Annotated in this window: 14 protein-coding genes; 9 read left to right on the forward strand and 5 right to left on the reverse strand. The window is 62.4% G+C overall.

Translation table 11 applies throughout. From position 1 onward, the window contains the following. Nucleotides 1-54: 54 nt before the first annotated feature. Nucleotides 55-285 (forward strand): DUF1127 domain-containing protein, encoded by a 231-nt coding sequence (locus F8N82_RS25435; protein ID WP_038998044.1) that lies wholly within the window; start codon nt 55-57, stop codon nt 283-285. Here F8N82_RS25435 and F8N82_RS25440 read toward each other — a convergent pair. Next, nucleotides 282-1,586, reverse strand: coding sequence for an NAD(P)/FAD-dependent oxidoreductase (locus tag F8N82_RS25440; protein ID WP_038998045.1), 1,305 nt, complete (start codon nt 1,584-1,586; stop codon nt 282-284). The two genes, F8N82_RS25435 and F8N82_RS25440, sit on opposite strands and share 4 nt — an antisense overlap. A gap of 114 nt (nt 1,587-1,700) precedes the next feature. Between F8N82_RS25440 and F8N82_RS25445 the strand changes: the two genes are divergently transcribed. Beyond that, complete coding sequence (locus F8N82_RS25445) at nt 1,701-2,054, forward strand: YkgJ family cysteine cluster protein (protein WP_038998046.1); 354 nt, start codon at nt 1,701-1,703, stop codon at nt 2,052-2,054. Nucleotides 2,055-2,057: 3 nt separating this feature from the next. On the opposite strand, the gene dadR is transcribed toward F8N82_RS25445, so the two are convergent. Then, nucleotides 2,058-2,546 (reverse strand): transcriptional regulator DadR, encoded by a 489-nt coding sequence (dadR, locus tag F8N82_RS25450; RefSeq protein WP_008366790.1) that lies wholly within the window; start codon nt 2,544-2,546, stop codon nt 2,058-2,060. 156 nt (nt 2,547-2,702) lie between these two features. On the opposite strand from dadR, the gene dadA reads away from it, so the two are divergent. The 6 genes from dadA to F8N82_RS25480 all read left to right on the forward strand — a co-directional run bounded on the left by dadA (nt 2,703) and on the right by F8N82_RS25480 (nt 8,754). Then, a complete protein-coding gene (gene dadA, locus F8N82_RS25455) occupies nt 2,703-4,004 on the forward strand; it encodes a D-amino acid dehydrogenase (RefSeq protein ID WP_038998048.1) in 1,302 nt (433 codons plus the stop codon). Further along, nucleotides 3,976-4,329 (forward strand): RidA family protein, encoded by a 354-nt coding sequence (locus F8N82_RS25460; protein ID WP_038998049.1) that lies wholly within the window; start codon nt 3,976-3,978, stop codon nt 4,327-4,329. The genes dadA and F8N82_RS25460 overlap by 29 nt, the downstream gene beginning before the upstream one ends. Nucleotides 4,330-4,425: 96 nt before the next feature. Then, nucleotides 4,426-5,499 (forward strand): alanine racemase, encoded by a 1,074-nt coding sequence (gene alr, locus F8N82_RS25465; protein ID WP_038998051.1) that lies wholly within the window; start codon nt 4,426-4,428, stop codon nt 5,497-5,499. Nucleotides 5,500-5,607: 108 nt separating this feature from the next. Then, on the forward strand, nt 5,608-6,156 hold the full coding sequence (locus tag F8N82_RS25470) for a cupin domain-containing protein (RefSeq protein ID WP_038998052.1): 549 nt from the start codon (nt 5,608-5,610) through the stop codon (nt 6,154-6,156). Nucleotides 6,157-6,295: 139 nt separating this feature from the next. Further along, the gene (locus tag F8N82_RS25475) at nt 6,296-6,718 is read left to right on the forward strand and encodes a c-type cytochrome (RefSeq protein ID WP_176470450.1); all 423 of its coding nucleotides are present in this window, start codon (nt 6,296-6,298) and stop codon (nt 6,716-6,718) included. A gap of 122 nt (nt 6,719-6,840) precedes the next feature. Then, entirely contained in the window at nt 6,841-8,754 is a 1,914-nt protein-coding gene (locus F8N82_RS25480; RefSeq protein WP_038998054.1) for an acetyl-CoA hydrolase/transferase C-terminal domain-containing protein, read from the forward strand. 90 nt (nt 8,755-8,844) lie between these two features. Here F8N82_RS25480 and F8N82_RS25485 read toward each other — a convergent pair whose 3' ends face one another. Both F8N82_RS25485 and rep read right to left on the reverse strand, forming a co-directional pair. Beyond that, nucleotides 8,845-9,417 carry a xanthine phosphoribosyltransferase gene (locus F8N82_RS25485; protein WP_010225834.1) on the reverse strand — a complete coding sequence of 191 codons (573 nt, stop codon included), beginning with the start codon at nt 9,415-9,417 and terminating at the stop codon, nt 8,845-8,847. Nucleotides 9,418-9,480: 63 nt separating this feature from the next. Continuing rightward, a complete protein-coding gene (rep, locus tag F8N82_RS25490; protein ID WP_038998055.1) occupies nt 9,481-11,490 on the reverse strand; it encodes a DNA helicase Rep in 2,010 nt (669 codons plus the stop codon). 265 nt (nt 11,491-11,755) lie between these two features. Between rep and F8N82_RS25495 the strand changes: the two genes are divergently transcribed. Then, on the forward strand, nt 11,756-13,420 hold the full coding sequence (locus F8N82_RS25495; RefSeq protein ID WP_038998056.1) for a putative bifunctional diguanylate cyclase/phosphodiesterase: 1,665 nt from the start codon (nt 11,756-11,758) through the stop codon (nt 13,418-13,420). A 54-nt stretch (nt 13,421-13,474) separates the two neighbouring features. Here the strand turns inward: F8N82_RS25495 and F8N82_RS25500 are convergent, their stop codons facing one another. After that, on the reverse strand, nt 13,475-14,866 hold the full coding sequence (locus tag F8N82_RS25500; protein ID WP_038998057.1) for a NorM family multidrug efflux MATE transporter: 1,392 nt from the start codon (nt 14,864-14,866) through the stop codon (nt 13,475-13,477). Nucleotides 14,867-15,003: the final 137 nt, after the last annotated feature.

Here is a 15,003-nt window from a genome sequence, read left to right on the forward strand (position 1 = left end):
TTGCCCTGACGCGCATGCTTTCTCCACGGTTCACACACCTGGAGGTAGCAAGCAATGAGCGGTATGAGCGATGTGCGCCTGAAACTGTATGCCGAAGAACTGAGCCGCGAGCAGCGCACCCAACTGTTCAGTGCGCCCGCGGGCCTAAGTCGCTGGGGCCTGATGGTTCATCGCTGGCATACCCGCAGGGCACTCTTGACGCTGGACGCAGCACAACTGCGCGACGTTGGCCTGACCTCTGCGCAGGCCCGTGAAGAAGGCCTGAAACCTTTCTGGCGCTCTTAGACCAGCTCTTTCATCCGGTGCCAGAGCATGCCCAGGGCCAGCAGTGGCGAGCGCAGGTGTTTGCCGCCGGGGAAGGTGATGTGCGGCACCCGGGCAAATAGGTCGAAGCGCCCGCTGTGCTGGCCGCTGATCGCTTCCCCGAGCAGCCTGCCGGCCAGGTGCGTGGCATTCAGGCCATGGCCGGAGTAGGCCTGGGCGAAGTACACGTTGGGCTGGTGGGGCAGGCGGCCGATCTGTGGCAGGCGATTTGCACCGATGCCGATCATCCCGCCCCATTGATAGTCGATACGCACCTCGGCGAGCTGTGGGAAGACCTTGAGCATCTTCGGCCGCATGTAGGCGGCGATATCTTGCGGATCACGCCCGGAATAGTGGCAGGCACCGCCGAACAGCAACCGGCGATCGGCCGACAGGCGGTAGTAGTCCAGGGCCACGCGCTGGTCGCACACCGCCATGTTTTGCGGCAGCAACTGGTTGGCCTGGGCCTCGCCCAGGGGTTCGGTGGCGATGATGTAGCTGCCGGCGGGCAGCACCTTGCCGCCCAGTTCGGTATTCAGGTCGTTCAGGTAGGCGTTGCAACCCAGCACCAGGGTGCTGGCCAGTACCGAGCCTTGCGCGGTTTGCACGCGCACCTGCGGGCCATAGTCGATGCGCGTCACCGCGGACTGCTCGAACAGGCGCACGCCCAGCTTGCTGGCGACGACTGCCTCGCCCAGAGCCAGGTTGAGCGGGTGCAGATGCCCTGAGCCCATGTCGATCAGACCGCCGACGTAGCGGTCTGAGCCGACCACGCTGTGCATCTGCTCCGGCTTTACCAGGCGTAGTTCGTGGCGATAGCCGAGGCTGCGCAGTTCTTCGGCGTCCTCGGCGAAACCTTCCAGGTCGCGTGGTTTGTTGGCCAGGTCGCAATAGCCCCAGGTCAGGTCGCAGTCGATGGCATGGCGCTCGATTCGCTCGCGCACGATGTCCACGGCCTCCAGGCCCATCAACTTGAGCTCACGCACCCCGTCACAGCCAAGGATCGAGGTGAACTGCTCAAGGCCGTGGCCGACGCCGCGAATCAGCTGCCCGCCGTTACGTCCGCTGGCGCCCCAGCCGATTTTGCGGGCTTCCAGCACGATCACATTGAGGCCGCGCTCGGCCAGTTCGATTGCCGTGTTCAGCCCGGAAAAACCACCGCCCACGACGCAGACGTCACAACTCAGCTCGCCCTGCAGCTGTGGATAATCCACCTGTGGGGCGCTGCTGGCAGCGTAGTAGGAAGCAGTGTGCGAGGCGGGCTGCTGAACGCCGGCGTTCATGGCAATGTCCTGATTCTGAGTGTTTGGAAAATTTTACGCAGGATAAGCTGCGCTTTCAGCGGCGGGCAACCATAGGGCAAAATAGAGCGCCACACTTCTTTGCCGCAGGCCGCCATGAGTTGCAACAGCCACAAGATCCGCTTCCTGCGTGAGCAGATCCCGTCCTTTGAATGCGTGCCGGGCTGTCACGATTGCTGCGGGCCGGTAACCACCTCGTCGGAAGAAATGGCCCGTTTGCCGCGCAAGAGTGCCGCTGAACAGGAAGCGGCGCTGGCGGAACTCAACTGCGTACACCTGGGCCCCAATGGTTGCACCGTGTATGAAGAGCGGCCGCTGATCTGCCGCTTGTTCGGTACCACTCCAAAGCTGCCATGCCCTAACGGCCGGGGGCCGGCCGAGATGATCGATCCGCAGGCCGAGAAGCTGGTGCATCAGTACATCGCCAGCACCCGCCAGGTGCTGGTCTGAGCCTCAGTCCGGGATCGGCAGGTTGAGGCTTTCCTTCACCTCTTCCATGACGATGTAGCTCTTTGACTCGCGCACATGCGGCAGCTTGAGCAGGATGTCGCCGAGCAGCTTGCGGTACGAGGCCATCTCGGAAATTCGCGCTTTTACCAGGTAGTCGAAGTCGCCAGAGACCAGGTGGCACTCAAGCACGTGCGGCAACTTCAGCACGGCGCGTCGGAATTCTTCGAAGGTATCGCCCGACTTGTAGTCGAGGCTGATCTCAACGAATACCAGCAAGCTGCCTTTCAAATGCTGCGGATTGAGCCGGGCGTTGTAGCCCATGATGATCCCTTCGCGCTCCAGGCGCCGGACCCGCTCGGTGCAGGGGGTCGTCGACAGGCCGACCTTTTCGCCCAGTTCAGTAAACGAGATGCGCCCATCTGCCTGCAGAATGCGCAGGATGTTGCGGTCAATCTTGTCCAGTTCACGTTTGCTTTGGTGCTGGGTTCTCATAGTGGATGCCCCTCCGTAAAAGCCAACCTTGCCGAGAATTCTCGCCAAATATAGGCTTTTATATAGTGAAAAGCACTGGTCATACCTTCCTATACTGCGCCCATCTACGCCATTAACAACAAATGTCAGCGGTACGCTGCGTCGAGGGTAATAAACATGCGAGTTCTGGTACTTGGTAGCGGTGTGATCGGAACCGCCAGTGCCTACTATCTGGCACGGCAAGGGTTCGAAGTCGTCGTGGTCGACCGTCAACCGGCAGTCGCCATGGAAACCAGCTTTGCCAACGCCGGCCAGGTCTCGCCTGGTTACGCTTCGCCCTGGGCTGCCCCGGGTGTGCCGCTCAAGGCCATCAAGTGGCTGCTGGAGCGTCACGCGCCTTTGGCCATCAAGGCCACCGCCGACATCGACCAGTACCTGTGGATGGCGCAAATGCTGCGCAACTGCACCGCCAATCGTTACGCGGTGAACAAGGAGCGCATGGTGCGCCTGTCCGAGTACAGCCGTGACTGCCTCGACGAGCTGCGCGCCGAAACCGGGATTGCCTACGAAGGCCGTACCCTGGGTACTACTCAGCTGTTCCGCACCCAGGCGCAACTGGACAACGCCGCCAAGGACATCGCTGTCCTTGAGCAGTCCGGTGTGCCGTACGAAGTTCTCGACCGCGAAGGCATTGCCCGCGTCGAACCGGCCCTGGCCAATGTCACCGATATCCTCGCCGGCGCCCTGCGCCTGCCCAACGACCAGACCGGCGACTGCCAGCTGTTCACCACCCGCCTGGCGGAAATGGCGATCAAGCTCGGTGTCGAATTCCGTTTTGGCCAGGACATTCAGCGCCTGGACTTCGCCGGTGACCGCATCAACGGCGTGTGGATCGACGGTAAGCTGGAAACTGCCGACCGCTACGTGCTGGCCCTGGGCAGCTACTCGCCGCAGTTGCTCAAGCCGCTGGGCATCAAGGCCCCGGTCTACCCGCTCAAAGGCTACTCGCTGACCGTGCCGATCACCGACCCGGCGATGGCGCCGACTTCGACTATTCTCGACGAAACCTACAAAGTCGCGATCACCCGTTTCGACAACCGTATCCGGGTTGGCGGCATGGCTGAAATCGCCGGTTTTGACCTGTCGCTGAATCCGCGTCGGCGCGAAACCCTGGAGATGATCGTCAACGACCTTTATCCTCGTGGCGGCGACCTGAGCCAGGCCAGTTTCTGGACCGGCCTGCGCCCGACCACCCCGGACGGTACGCCGATCGTTGGTGCTACCCCGTTCCGTAACCTGTTCCTCAACACCGGTCACGGTACACTGGGCTGGACCATGGCCTGCGGTTCCGGTCGCCTGCTGGCCGACCTGATTGCGCGCAAGACGCCGCAAATCAGCGCCGAAGGCCTCGATATTTCTCGCTATGGAAAACACCAGGAGCCTGCCAAGCATGTCAGTCCAGCGCCAGCTCACCAATGAGCGCATGAGCCAGATTGTTACCCACAACGGCACCGTCTACCTGGCGGGCCAGGTGGGTGACGACATGAACGCCGGGATCGAGCAGCAAACCCGCGAGACCCTGGCCAACATCGAGCGCCTGCTGGACCTGGCCGGTACCGACAAGACCCGCCTGCTTTCGGTGACCATCTACCTCAAGGACATCGACGCGCACTTTCAGGGCATGAACGCGGTGTGGGACAAGTGGCTGCCAAAAGGCGTCGCGCCGGCCCGTGCCACCGTTGAAGCCAAACTGTGCGAACCGGAAATCCTCATCGAGCTGTCGGTGGTCGCCGCACTGCCGTAAACCCCGATCCCTCACCCGGTGCCGCCGGCGGCCGACCAGCTGCCGTTGAGCACCGGGCTTTTTACTTCTAACCAGACTGCCCAGAAGGCTGCCGTCATGCGTCCTGCCCGTGCCCTGATCGATCTTCAAGCCCTGCGTCACAACTATCAACTTGCCCGCGAACTGAGCGGAGCCAAAGCCCTGGCCGTGATCAAGGCCGATGCCTATGGTCACGGTGCCGTGCGTTGTGCCCTGGCCCTGGAGCAGCACGCCGATGGTTTCGCCGTGGCCTGCATCGAAGAGGCGCTGGAGCTGCGCGCCGCCGGGATCAAGCCGCCGGTGTTGCTGCTCGAAGGCTTTTTCGAAGCCAGCGAACTGCAACTGATCGCCCAGCATGACCTGTGGTGCGTGGTGCATTCGCTGTGGCAACTGGAGGCGATCGAGCAGGCGCACCTGAGCAAGCCGATCACCGTCTGGCTCAAGCTCGACTCGGGCATGCACCGGGTCGGCCTGCACGCCAAGGACTATCAGGCCGCCTACCAGCGCCTGCTGGCCAGCGGCAAGGTGGCGCGCATCGTGTTGATGAGCCACTTCGCCCGTGCCGACGAGCTCGACAGTGAGGCCAGCAACGAACAACTGGCGGTATTCCAGGCCGCGCGCCAGGGCTTGAGCGCCGAGGTCAGCCTGCGCAACTCGCCGGCCGTGCTCGGTTGGCCGAACATGCCCAGCGACTGGGTACGCCCAGGCCTGATGCTGTACGGCGCCACGCCCTTCGAAGTGCCGCAGGCCGAAGCTGCGCGCCTGCAGCCGGTCATGACCGTGCAATCGCGGGTAATCAGCGTGCGTGAACTGCCGGCCGGCGAGCCTGTCGGTTATGGCGCCAAGTTCCTCAGCCCGCGGCCGACCCGGGTAGGGGTGGTGGCCATGGGTTATGCCGATGGCTACCCGCGCCAGGCGCCAAACGGTACGCCGGTGCTGGTGGCCGGCAAACGCACCCAACTGATCGGCCGGGTGTCGATGGACATGCTCTGCATCGATCTCACCGATGTGCCGGAAGCGGGCCTCGGCAGCCCGGTGGAGCTGTGGGGCAAGAACGTGCTGGCCAGCGAAGTGGCGACGCATGCTGGCAACATCCCTTACCAGATTTTCTGCAACCTCAAGCGCGTACCGCTGGACTACAGCGGCGATTAAGGCGCCAAAGCGGACAGGCTGCGGGTCGAAGTGTTGTAAATACTGAACGCTGTTGCGATGATAACGTTCAATTTCGACCCCACTCGTTCGTTTAGGAGGGCTCCAGCTTTGGACGTCGGTGAACGACTGCAAGCCATTCGCAAGCTCAAGGGCCTGTCACAGCGTGAACTCGCCAAACGTGCGGGCGTCACCAACAGCACCATCTCGATGATCGAGAAGAACAGCGTCAGCCCTTCCATCAGCTCGCTGCGCAAGGTGCTGAGCGGTATTCCGATGTCCATGGTCGAGTTCTTTTCCGAAGAGCTGCAACCGGAAAATCCCACCCAGATCGTTTACAAAGCCCACGAGCTGATCGACATTTCGGACGGTGCCGTGACCATGAAACTGGTCGGCAAGGCGCACCCGAGCCGGGCCATTGCCTTTCTCAACGAGGTCTATCCACCGGGTGCCGATACCGGCGAAGAAATGCTCACCCATGAGGGGGAAGAGACCGGCATCCTCCTCGAAGGCCGCCTTGAACTGGTGGTGGGCCTGGAAACTTTCATCCTCGAAGCGGGCGACAGCTACTATTTTGAAAGTACCAAGCCGCACCGTTTCCGCAATCCTTACGATGAGCCGGCTCGGCTGATCAGCGCGGCGACTCCGGCCAACTTCTAGCGGGTATTGCGCGGCGGATTGTCGCGGCTAAGACCCTTTGGACACTAGGGTTGTTTCGGTGAGGCAGGGTTCCCGTTATACTTGCGCCGCCCGCGAAACCGTGGCCGCGGGCGTGACTAGCCACCATGAGGGTGTACGCGTGAATCTAATCAAGAAAATGCTGGCCGTACCAGCTGCCGTATTGGCCCTTTGGGCAGTCAGCGCACAAGCTGCGACCAACGATGACATCGCCAATCGACTGGAACCGGTCGGCCAGGTGTGTGTCCAGGGTCAGGAATGCAAGGGAATGGAAGTCGCAGCATCTGCTGCTGGCGGCGGTGCCAAGACCCCGGATGAAATCATTGCCAAGCACTGCAATGCTTGCCATGGCAGCGGCCTGCTCGGCGCGCCGAAAATCGGCGATACCGCTGCCTGGAAAGAGCGCTCCGATCACCAGGGTGGTCTGGACGGCATCCTCGCCAAGGCCATTACCGGTATCAACGCCATGCCGCCGAAAGGCACCTGCGCCGACTGCTCGGATGACGACCTCATGGGTGCCATCAAGAAGATGTCCGGCCTGTAAGCCCAGCGCTTGCTCAACAAAGCCCGCCACGTGCGGGCTTTGTGCTTTTTAGCGCTGGTCAGCGCAGCAATCTGGCGGCATGCTCGGTCCAAAGTGGTCAAGGAACGCCACAGGAGGCCGAGATGGCGTACAGCTGTTCGATCGACGATGCCGTAGACCAGGTGCTGGCGCGCCTGCCCGCGCATATCCACATGGGCCTGCCGCTGGGGCTGGGCAAGCCCAACCGGTTCGTCAATGCCCTGTATGCGCGGATCCGCCAGTTACCCGAGCGGCAACTGACTATCTACACCGCCTTGAGCCTGGGCCGGCCAGACCTGGGCGACGGCTTGCAGCGGCGCTTCCTTGAGCCCTTCATCGAGCGGGTGTTCGCCGACTACCTCGAACTGGACTACCTGCACGACCTGCGCCGCGATCAGTTGCCGGCGAATATCCGTGTCGAGCAGTTCTTCATGCAGCCCGGCAGCCTGTTGCACAGCGCCATGGCCCAGCAGGACTACGTCAGCAGCAACTACAGCCATGCCGCCCGCGATATCAATGCCAAGGGCCTGAACCTGGTGGCGCAACTGGTTGCCGAAGACCCGGCGCATCCTGGCCATTTGAGCCTGAGCTGCAATCCGGACATCACCCTTGACCTGCTGCCGATGATTGCCCGCCGCCGGGCAGCCGGTGAAACCATCCTCATACTCGGCCAGGTGCATGCCGAACTGCCGTACATGCCGGGCGCATCAGAGCTGCCGCGGGATGACTTCGACCTGCTGATCGACAGCCCGGAAAGCACCCGGTTGTTCTCCACGCCGAACATGCCGGTCACCACCCAGGACCATTTCATCGGCCTGCACGCCAGCTCCCTGGTACGCGATGGCGGCACCCTGCAGATCGGTATTGGCGCCATGGGCGATGCGCTGACCGCCGGGCTGCTGGCACGTCAGGCTGACAACGAGGCTTACCAGGCGTTGCTGGCAGATCTCGACCTCACGCCCTGGCAAACCCTGATCGCTCGCGAAGGCGGCATCCAGCCCTTCGCCCACGGCCTGTATGGTTGCAGCGAAATGTTCGTCAACGGCCTGCTGGCGCTGGTCGAAGCGGGGATTATTCGCCGCCCGGTCTACCCGGACGAGGCGCGCCAGCAGGCGGCCAACAAGGGTGAGCTGGATGATCAGGGCGTATTGGTGCATGGCGGCTTCTTTCTTGGCCCCCAGGCGTTTTACCAGCGCTTGCGGGAAATGCCGCTTGGCCAGCGCAAGCGCTTCGCCATGAGCGCCATCAGCTACATCAACGAGCTGTACGGCCAGGAGTCGCTCAAGCGCCTGCAGCGTCGGGATGCGCGTTTTATCAACACGGTATTCACCATGACCTTGATGGGCGCCGGAGTCGCCGATCAGCTGGAAGACGGTCGGGTGCTCAGCGGGGTCGGCGGGCAGTACAACTTCGTTGCCCAAGGCCATGCCCTTGAAGGCGCGCGCTCGATCCTGCTGCTGCGCAGTTGGCGTGAGGCGGGCGGTGAGGTCAGCTCCAACCTGGTTTGGGAATACGGCCACTGCACCATTCCCCGCCACTTGCGCGATATCGTCGTCAGCGAATACGGCATCGCCGACCTGCGTGGCCAGACCGATGCCGAGGTGATTGCGCGGTTGCTGGCGATCACTGACTCGCGCTTTCAGCCCGAGCTGATCGAGCGGGCGCAGAAGGCCGGCAAGTTACCGAAGGATTTTTGCCTGGCGCCGCGCTTTACCGACAACAGCCCGCAGCGTTTGCAGGCGCTGCGCGACAGGCACGCACGGTTGTTCCCCGAGTATCCATTGGGCAGCGATTTCACCGCTGAGGAGCGCGATTTGTTGCGGGCGCTGAACTGGCTCAAGAGCAAGTTCAAGTTGAGCGAGGTGCTGGAACTGGGCAAGGCGGCGCTGGATGCACCGGAACCGGCGGCCTTCCGGGCGCAGTTGGCGCGGATGAACCTGGCGCAACCGCAGGGGCTGAAGGAGGACTTGTATCAGCGGTTGTTGCTGGCGGGGTTGCAGGCGACGGCGTCCCTTTGAGGACGCTATCGCTGGCAAGCCAGCTCCCCCAAGGTCCGCGGTATGCAGTACCTGTGGGAGCTGGCTTGCCAGCGATGAGGCCAGCGCAAATTACTCGATGAAAGTAACCACGCCACCTTCCAGCGACTTCACCCGGGCCAGCGATTCAACGCGGTAGCCCTGGCTGTCCAGCTCGGCGCGGCCGCCCTGGAACGACTTTTCGATGACGATACCCAGGCCGGCAACGGTGGCACCGGCTTGCTTGATGATCGAGATCAGCGCCTGGGAAGCTTTGCCGTTGGCCAGGAAGTCGTCGATCACCAGCACGCGGTCGCTGCTGTTGAGGTGGCGCGGGGAGATCGCCACGGTGTTTTCAGTCTGCTTGGTGAAGGAGTACACCGAAGCTACCAGCAGGTTTTCGGTCAGGGTCAGCGACTGGTGCTTGCGCGCGAAAATCACCGGGACGCCCAGTTTCAGGCCGGTCATCACCGCCGGGGCAATGCCCGAGGCTTCGATGGTGACGATCTTGGTGATGCCCGAGTCGGCGAACAGGCGGGCAAACTCATCGCCAATCAGTTGCATCAGCGCAGGGTCGATCTGATGGTTGAGAAACGCATCGACTTTGAGAACCTGATCGGAAAGCACGATGCCTTCTTCGCGAATCTTCTGGTGCAGTGCTTCCACTGTGGTATTTCCTCGATGTAGCAAGAGTGGCCACGGCAATACGCCGCAGCAAAGGTTGATTATCTAACGTTTGAGCATGGCACGGATATCGGCCAGTGCATTGTTGCCACGAGCGGCCTTCACTTCGGTCGGCGCATCGTCCAGGCCCTCCCAGGCCAGGTCGTCGTCGGGCAGTTCGTCCAGGAAGCGGCTCGGCGAACAATCGATGATCTCGCCGTACTGCTTGCGCTTGGCGGCAAAGGTGAAGGCCAGGGTCTGACGTGCGCGGGTAATCCCGACGTAGGCCAAGCGCCGTTCTTCTTCAATCGTGTCGGCTTCGATGCTGGAACGGTGGGGGAGGATTTCCTCTTCCATGCCCATGATGAACACGTAGGGGAATTCCAGGCCCTTGGAGGCGTGCAGGGTCATCATCTGCACACCTTCGGCGCCGTCTTCCTCTTCCTGCTGGCGCTCGAGCATGTCGCGCAGCACCAGCTTGCCGATGGCTTCCTCGATGGTCATGCCACCGTCTTCGTCTTTCTCGAGGGTGTTTTTCAACGCCTCGATCAGGAACCAGACGTTGCTCATGCGAAAATCCGCAGCCTTGTCGCTGGAGCTGTTGGTGCGAATCCAGTTCTCGTAGTCGATGTCCATGATCATGCTGCGCAGCGCAGCAATCGGATCTTCCAGGGCAACCTGCTCGCGGACCTTGTCCATCCAGCGCTTGAAGCGCTGCAGGCGGTCGGTGTAGCGGCTGTCCAAGTGCTCGCCGAGGCCCAGTTCCTCGCTGGCGGCGTACATCGAAACCTTACGCTCGGTGGCGTAGTTGCCGAGTTTTTCCAGGGTGGTCGAGCCGATTTCCCGGCGCGGTACGTTGATCACCCGCAGGTAGGCGTTGTCGTCGTCCGGGTTGACCAGCAGGCGGAAGTAAGCCATCAGGTCTTTGACTTCCTGGCGTCCGAAGAAGCTGTTGCCGCCCGACAGGCGATACGGCACCTGGTGGTGCTGCAGCTTCAGCTCGATCAGCTTGGCCTGGTAGTTGCCCCGGTAAAGAATGGCGAAGTCGCTGTAGGGGCGGTCGGTGCGCAGGTGCAGGCTGAGGATCTCCATGGCTACTCGTTCGGCCTCGGCTTCCTCGTTTTTGCAGCGGATTACGCGGATCTCGTCGCCGTGGCCCATCTCGCTCCACAGCTGCTTTTCGAAGGCATGCGGGTTGTTCGAGATGAGCACGTTGGCGCAGCGCAGGATACGGCTGGTGGAGCGGTAGTTCTGCTCGAGCATCACCACTTTCAGCGACGGGTAGTCGTCCTTGAGCAGCATCAGGTTCTCGGGCCGCGCCCCGCGCCAGGCGTAGATCGACTGATCGTCGTCGCCGACCACGGTGAACTGGTTGCGCGTGCCGATCAGCATCTTCACCAGCAGGTACTGGCTGGCGTTGGTGTCCTGGTATTCGTCGACCAGCAGGTAACGCACCTTGTTCTGCCACTTCTCGAGGACATCGGGGTTGTCCTGGAACAGCTTGACCGGCAGCAGGATCAGGTCGTCGAAGTCCACCGCGTTGAACGCCCGCAGGGTGCGCTGGTAGTGCGCATAGACCACTGCGGCGGTCTGTTCCTTGGGGTTGCGGGCGTTTTCCAGGGCTTCGGGCGGCAGGATCAGGTCGTTCTTCCAGGCGCCGATCATGTTCTTGATCTCGTCGACGCCGTCGTCGCCCGAGTATTCCTTCTGCATGATGTCGGTCATCAGGGCTTTGACGTCGGTCTCGTCGAAGATCGAGAAGCCTGGTTTGAAGCCCAGCCGTTCATGCTCCTTGCGGATGATGTTCAGGCCCAGGTTGTGGAAGGTCGACACGGTCAGGCCGCGGCCTTCGCCCTTGCGCAGCAGGGTGCCGACCCGCTCTTTCATCTCTCGCGCGGCCTTGTTGGTGAAGGTCATGGCCACGATGTACTGGGCACGGATGCCGCAGTTCTGGATCAGGTGCGCGATCTTGCGGGTGATCACGCTGGTTTTGCCGGAGCCAGCACCAGCGAGCACCAAAAGAGGGCCGCCGACGTAGTTCACGGCTTCTTGTTGCCGGGGGTTGAGTCGGGACATGACGAAAACCGGGGACGCTAGAAAAATAGCCGGGCATTTTAGCAGGGGTAGAAAGTTTCTGCCGCGACCGTCTGACAGTGTGACGTACCACGCGATCTAAATTTGCCGCATTTGATACTTTCCCGCAGGATGCGTGGCGAAACCTGCGGGATGTCGGCAATGGAATGGCATGACTTTAAGTGAAAATCATTTTCATTAATGGTTTAGGATACGCATTCTCGCTGCCCATCGTCATTTGACTGCGCCTACGTCCTAAGGAGCCAGCTTGTCTACGCCCGTCGAACCCTTGCGTTTGCTCCTGCTGGCCGATGAGCCGGAATGGGCCACGGTCTTGCGCGAGTGTCTGCTGCCGATGGCGGGCCAGGCGGTATTGCTCACTGCTCCGAACTGGGAGGCGGTCGACACCCTGTTCGCCAATGACCGCAATGCGCTGGTGCTGGCGACCCCGCAACTGCAGCCGGCGCCCGGGCGCTGCGTACTGCCGATGGTGCTGCTGCTTGAGCATGAGCCGCAGGTGCCGCCGCCGGGTGTCAGCGACTGGCTGATTCTTGATCAGCTCAACAGTAATATCCTGCGCCGCAGCCTGCGCCATGTTCGCGAGCGCGGCGTTCTCGAAGCGACCCTGCAACGTTTGGCTGAACAAGACCCGCTGACCGGCATCGCCAACCGCCAGGGTTTTCAGACCCTGCTGGCCGCGCGTCTGGCCGATAACGAAGGGCGCGGTGTCGCCCTCGGGCATCTGGACCTCGACAACTTTCGCCATGCCAACGATGCCCTTGGCCATCAGGCCGGCGACCGGCTGATCCTGCAGGTGGTGGGGCGGCTGAAAAGCCAGCTTGAAGCCGGTGACCAGGTCGCGCGCCTGGGCAGCGACGAGTTCGCCCTGTTGATCGATACCCGCCGCGAGCCGCAGCGCGCCGAATGGATGGCCGAGCGCATCACCGAAGCCCTGGCCGAGCCCTATTGGATAGACGGCGAAAGCCTGCTGCTCGGCTGTAGCCTGGGGGTCGCCCACGCTCGCGCCCAAGGTGGCGCCGACCCGCTGATGTGGCATGCACACATCGCCATGCAGCAGGCCAAGAGCACTCAGGGTTGTACCTTCCACGTCTTCAACGAACGCATCAACCGCAACGCCCGCAGTCTTGCCGACCTGGAAAGCGAACTGCGCCGGGCGCTGCGTCGTGACGAACTGGAACTGCATTACCAGCCGCGGTTGAACCTGGCCGACGGGCGCATCGTCGGCCTCGAAGCCCTGGTGCGCTGGCGCCATGCCGAACGCGGGCTGCTGCCGCCCAGCGAGTTCGTGCCGTTGGCCGAGCAGAGCGGGCTGATCGTGCCCTTGGGCTACTGGGTGATTTCCCGCGCCCTGCGCGACATGCAGGCGCTGCGCGAGCAAGGCCTGGCGCCGCTGCACATGGCGGTCAACCTGTCGTTTCGCCAGTTCCAGGACAGCCAGCTGTTGGCGACCCTGAGCCGGCTGATCATCGAACATGGCGTCGATGCCCGCTGGCTGGAGTTCGAACTCACCGAAACCGCAGTGATGCGCCGCAACGACCTGGTCAAGCAGACCATGGATGCCCTCGGGCGCCTGGGCGTGCGCTTTTCCCTGGATGACTTCGGTACCGGCTTCTCGTCGTTCGTGCACCTCAACAGCTTGCCGATCACCTTGCTCAAGGTCGATCGCAGCTTTGTCGGCGGCATGGAGCAGCGCGAAGAAAACCGCAAACTGGTGCATGCGATGATCAACCTGGCGCACAACCTCAACCTTGAGGTGGTGGCCGAGGGTGTGGAGACCGTGGAGCAAATGGACCTGCTGCGCAGTTTCGATTGTGACCAGGTGCAGGGGTTTCTAATCAGCCGGCCGTTACCGATTGATGAGTTGATGGAGTATTTGCTGCGTGGGCCAGTGCAGCAGTCGGTGGCTTTGTAGATTCTGGGGCTGCTTTGCAGCCCATCGCTGGCAAGTCCAGCTCCCACAGGGCCCTCAAATCACCGAAGCAGTCACCTTGTTCACTCCGCCGGCACTGCCCAGCAAACGCTTCATTCGCCATTCGAACGCCAGGGTCAGGCTTACCGCCGCACACGCCAGGCCCAGCGCCAGCCCCCACCACACGCCCACCGCACCCAGACCGAGGTTGAACGCCAGCAACCAGGCCGCCGGCGCACCAATCACCCAGTAGCAGAACAGCCCGACCAGGAAGGTGGTCTTGGCATCCTTGAGCCCACGGATCGACCCCATGGCGATGGTCTGGACGCCATCGAACAGCTCGAACCAGGCGGCAACCATCAGCAGGCTCACTGCCAGCTGGATGATCTCGGCAAAGGCCGGGTCACCGTGGTCGAGGAACAGCCCCACCAGCGGGTCTGGCAGCAACCAGAAGAGGATGGCGAACATCAGCATCATCGTCGCGCCAAAGCCAATCCCGACCCGGCCGGCATGCCGGGCGCCCAGGAGGTTATCGGCGCCGTAATAAAGCCCTACACGCATGGTCACGGCGTACGACAAGCCGGCCGGAATCATGAACGCAGTTGAGACAATCTGCAGGGCAATCTGGTGCGCGGCAAGCTCGGTGCTGCCGAGTACGCCCATGCACAGCGCGGCGAAGGCGAACAGGCCGACCTCGACGGTGTAGGTACCACCAATCGGCAGGCCCAGGCGCCACAGCTCGCGCAAGGCCGGCCACGACGGGCGGCTCAGGCCCTGGCGAATCGGGTAGGGTGCATAGGCCGGGTGCCAGCGGATATACAACGCCATGGCCACGGCCATGCAGTTGGCAACGATCGCGGTCACCAGGCCGATGCCCACCAAGCCGAGTTTCGGCAGGCCGAACATGCCCTCGATCAAGGCGTAGTTGAGCAGGAAGTTGGCCACCGTGCCGATCAGGCTGATGACCATCACCGGCGTCGAGCGGCCAATGGCGCTGGTAAAGCCGCGTAGGGCCATGAAGCTCAGGTAGCCGGGCAGGGCAAACGGCAGCAACAGCAGGAACTGCGCGGCGGCCTCGACGTTGTTCGGGCTCTGGCCGAGCAGTAGCAGCACCGGCTCCAGGTTCCACAGCGCCAGCGCGGCCACCAGGGCCATGACCCAGGCCAGCCACAACCCGGCCTGGGTCAGGCGGGTGGCGCCGGCGATGTCACTGGCACCTTTGCGAATCGCCACCAGGGTGCCGACCGCGGCGATCACGCCCAGGCAGAAAATCGACACGAACGAATAGCTCGCCGCACCCAGGCCGCCACCGGCCAGCGCCTGCGGGCTGATGCGGGCCATCATCAGGGTGTCGGTGAGCACCATCAGCATGTGCGCCAACTGCGAGGCAATCAGCGGCCCGGCCAGGCGCAGCAAAGCCTTGAGTTCTTGGGTCGGCGCAGCCTGCATGGAGTCGTCCTTTTCTTACGCGATAGATTCAAAGCGTGAAAGTCTGAGGCTTCGTGCGGTTATCCACAAAAGGAAAATAGCGATGGTTGGCATGATTAAAACTCATGGGGGTATGATCCTGGCGATCGCTTGTGGAT

Origin of the sequence: Pseudomonas fluorescens (assembly GCF_902497775.2) — a bacterium.
Taxonomy (GTDB): domain Bacteria; phylum Pseudomonadota; class Gammaproteobacteria; order Pseudomonadales; family Pseudomonadaceae; genus Aquipseudomonas; species Aquipseudomonas putida_F.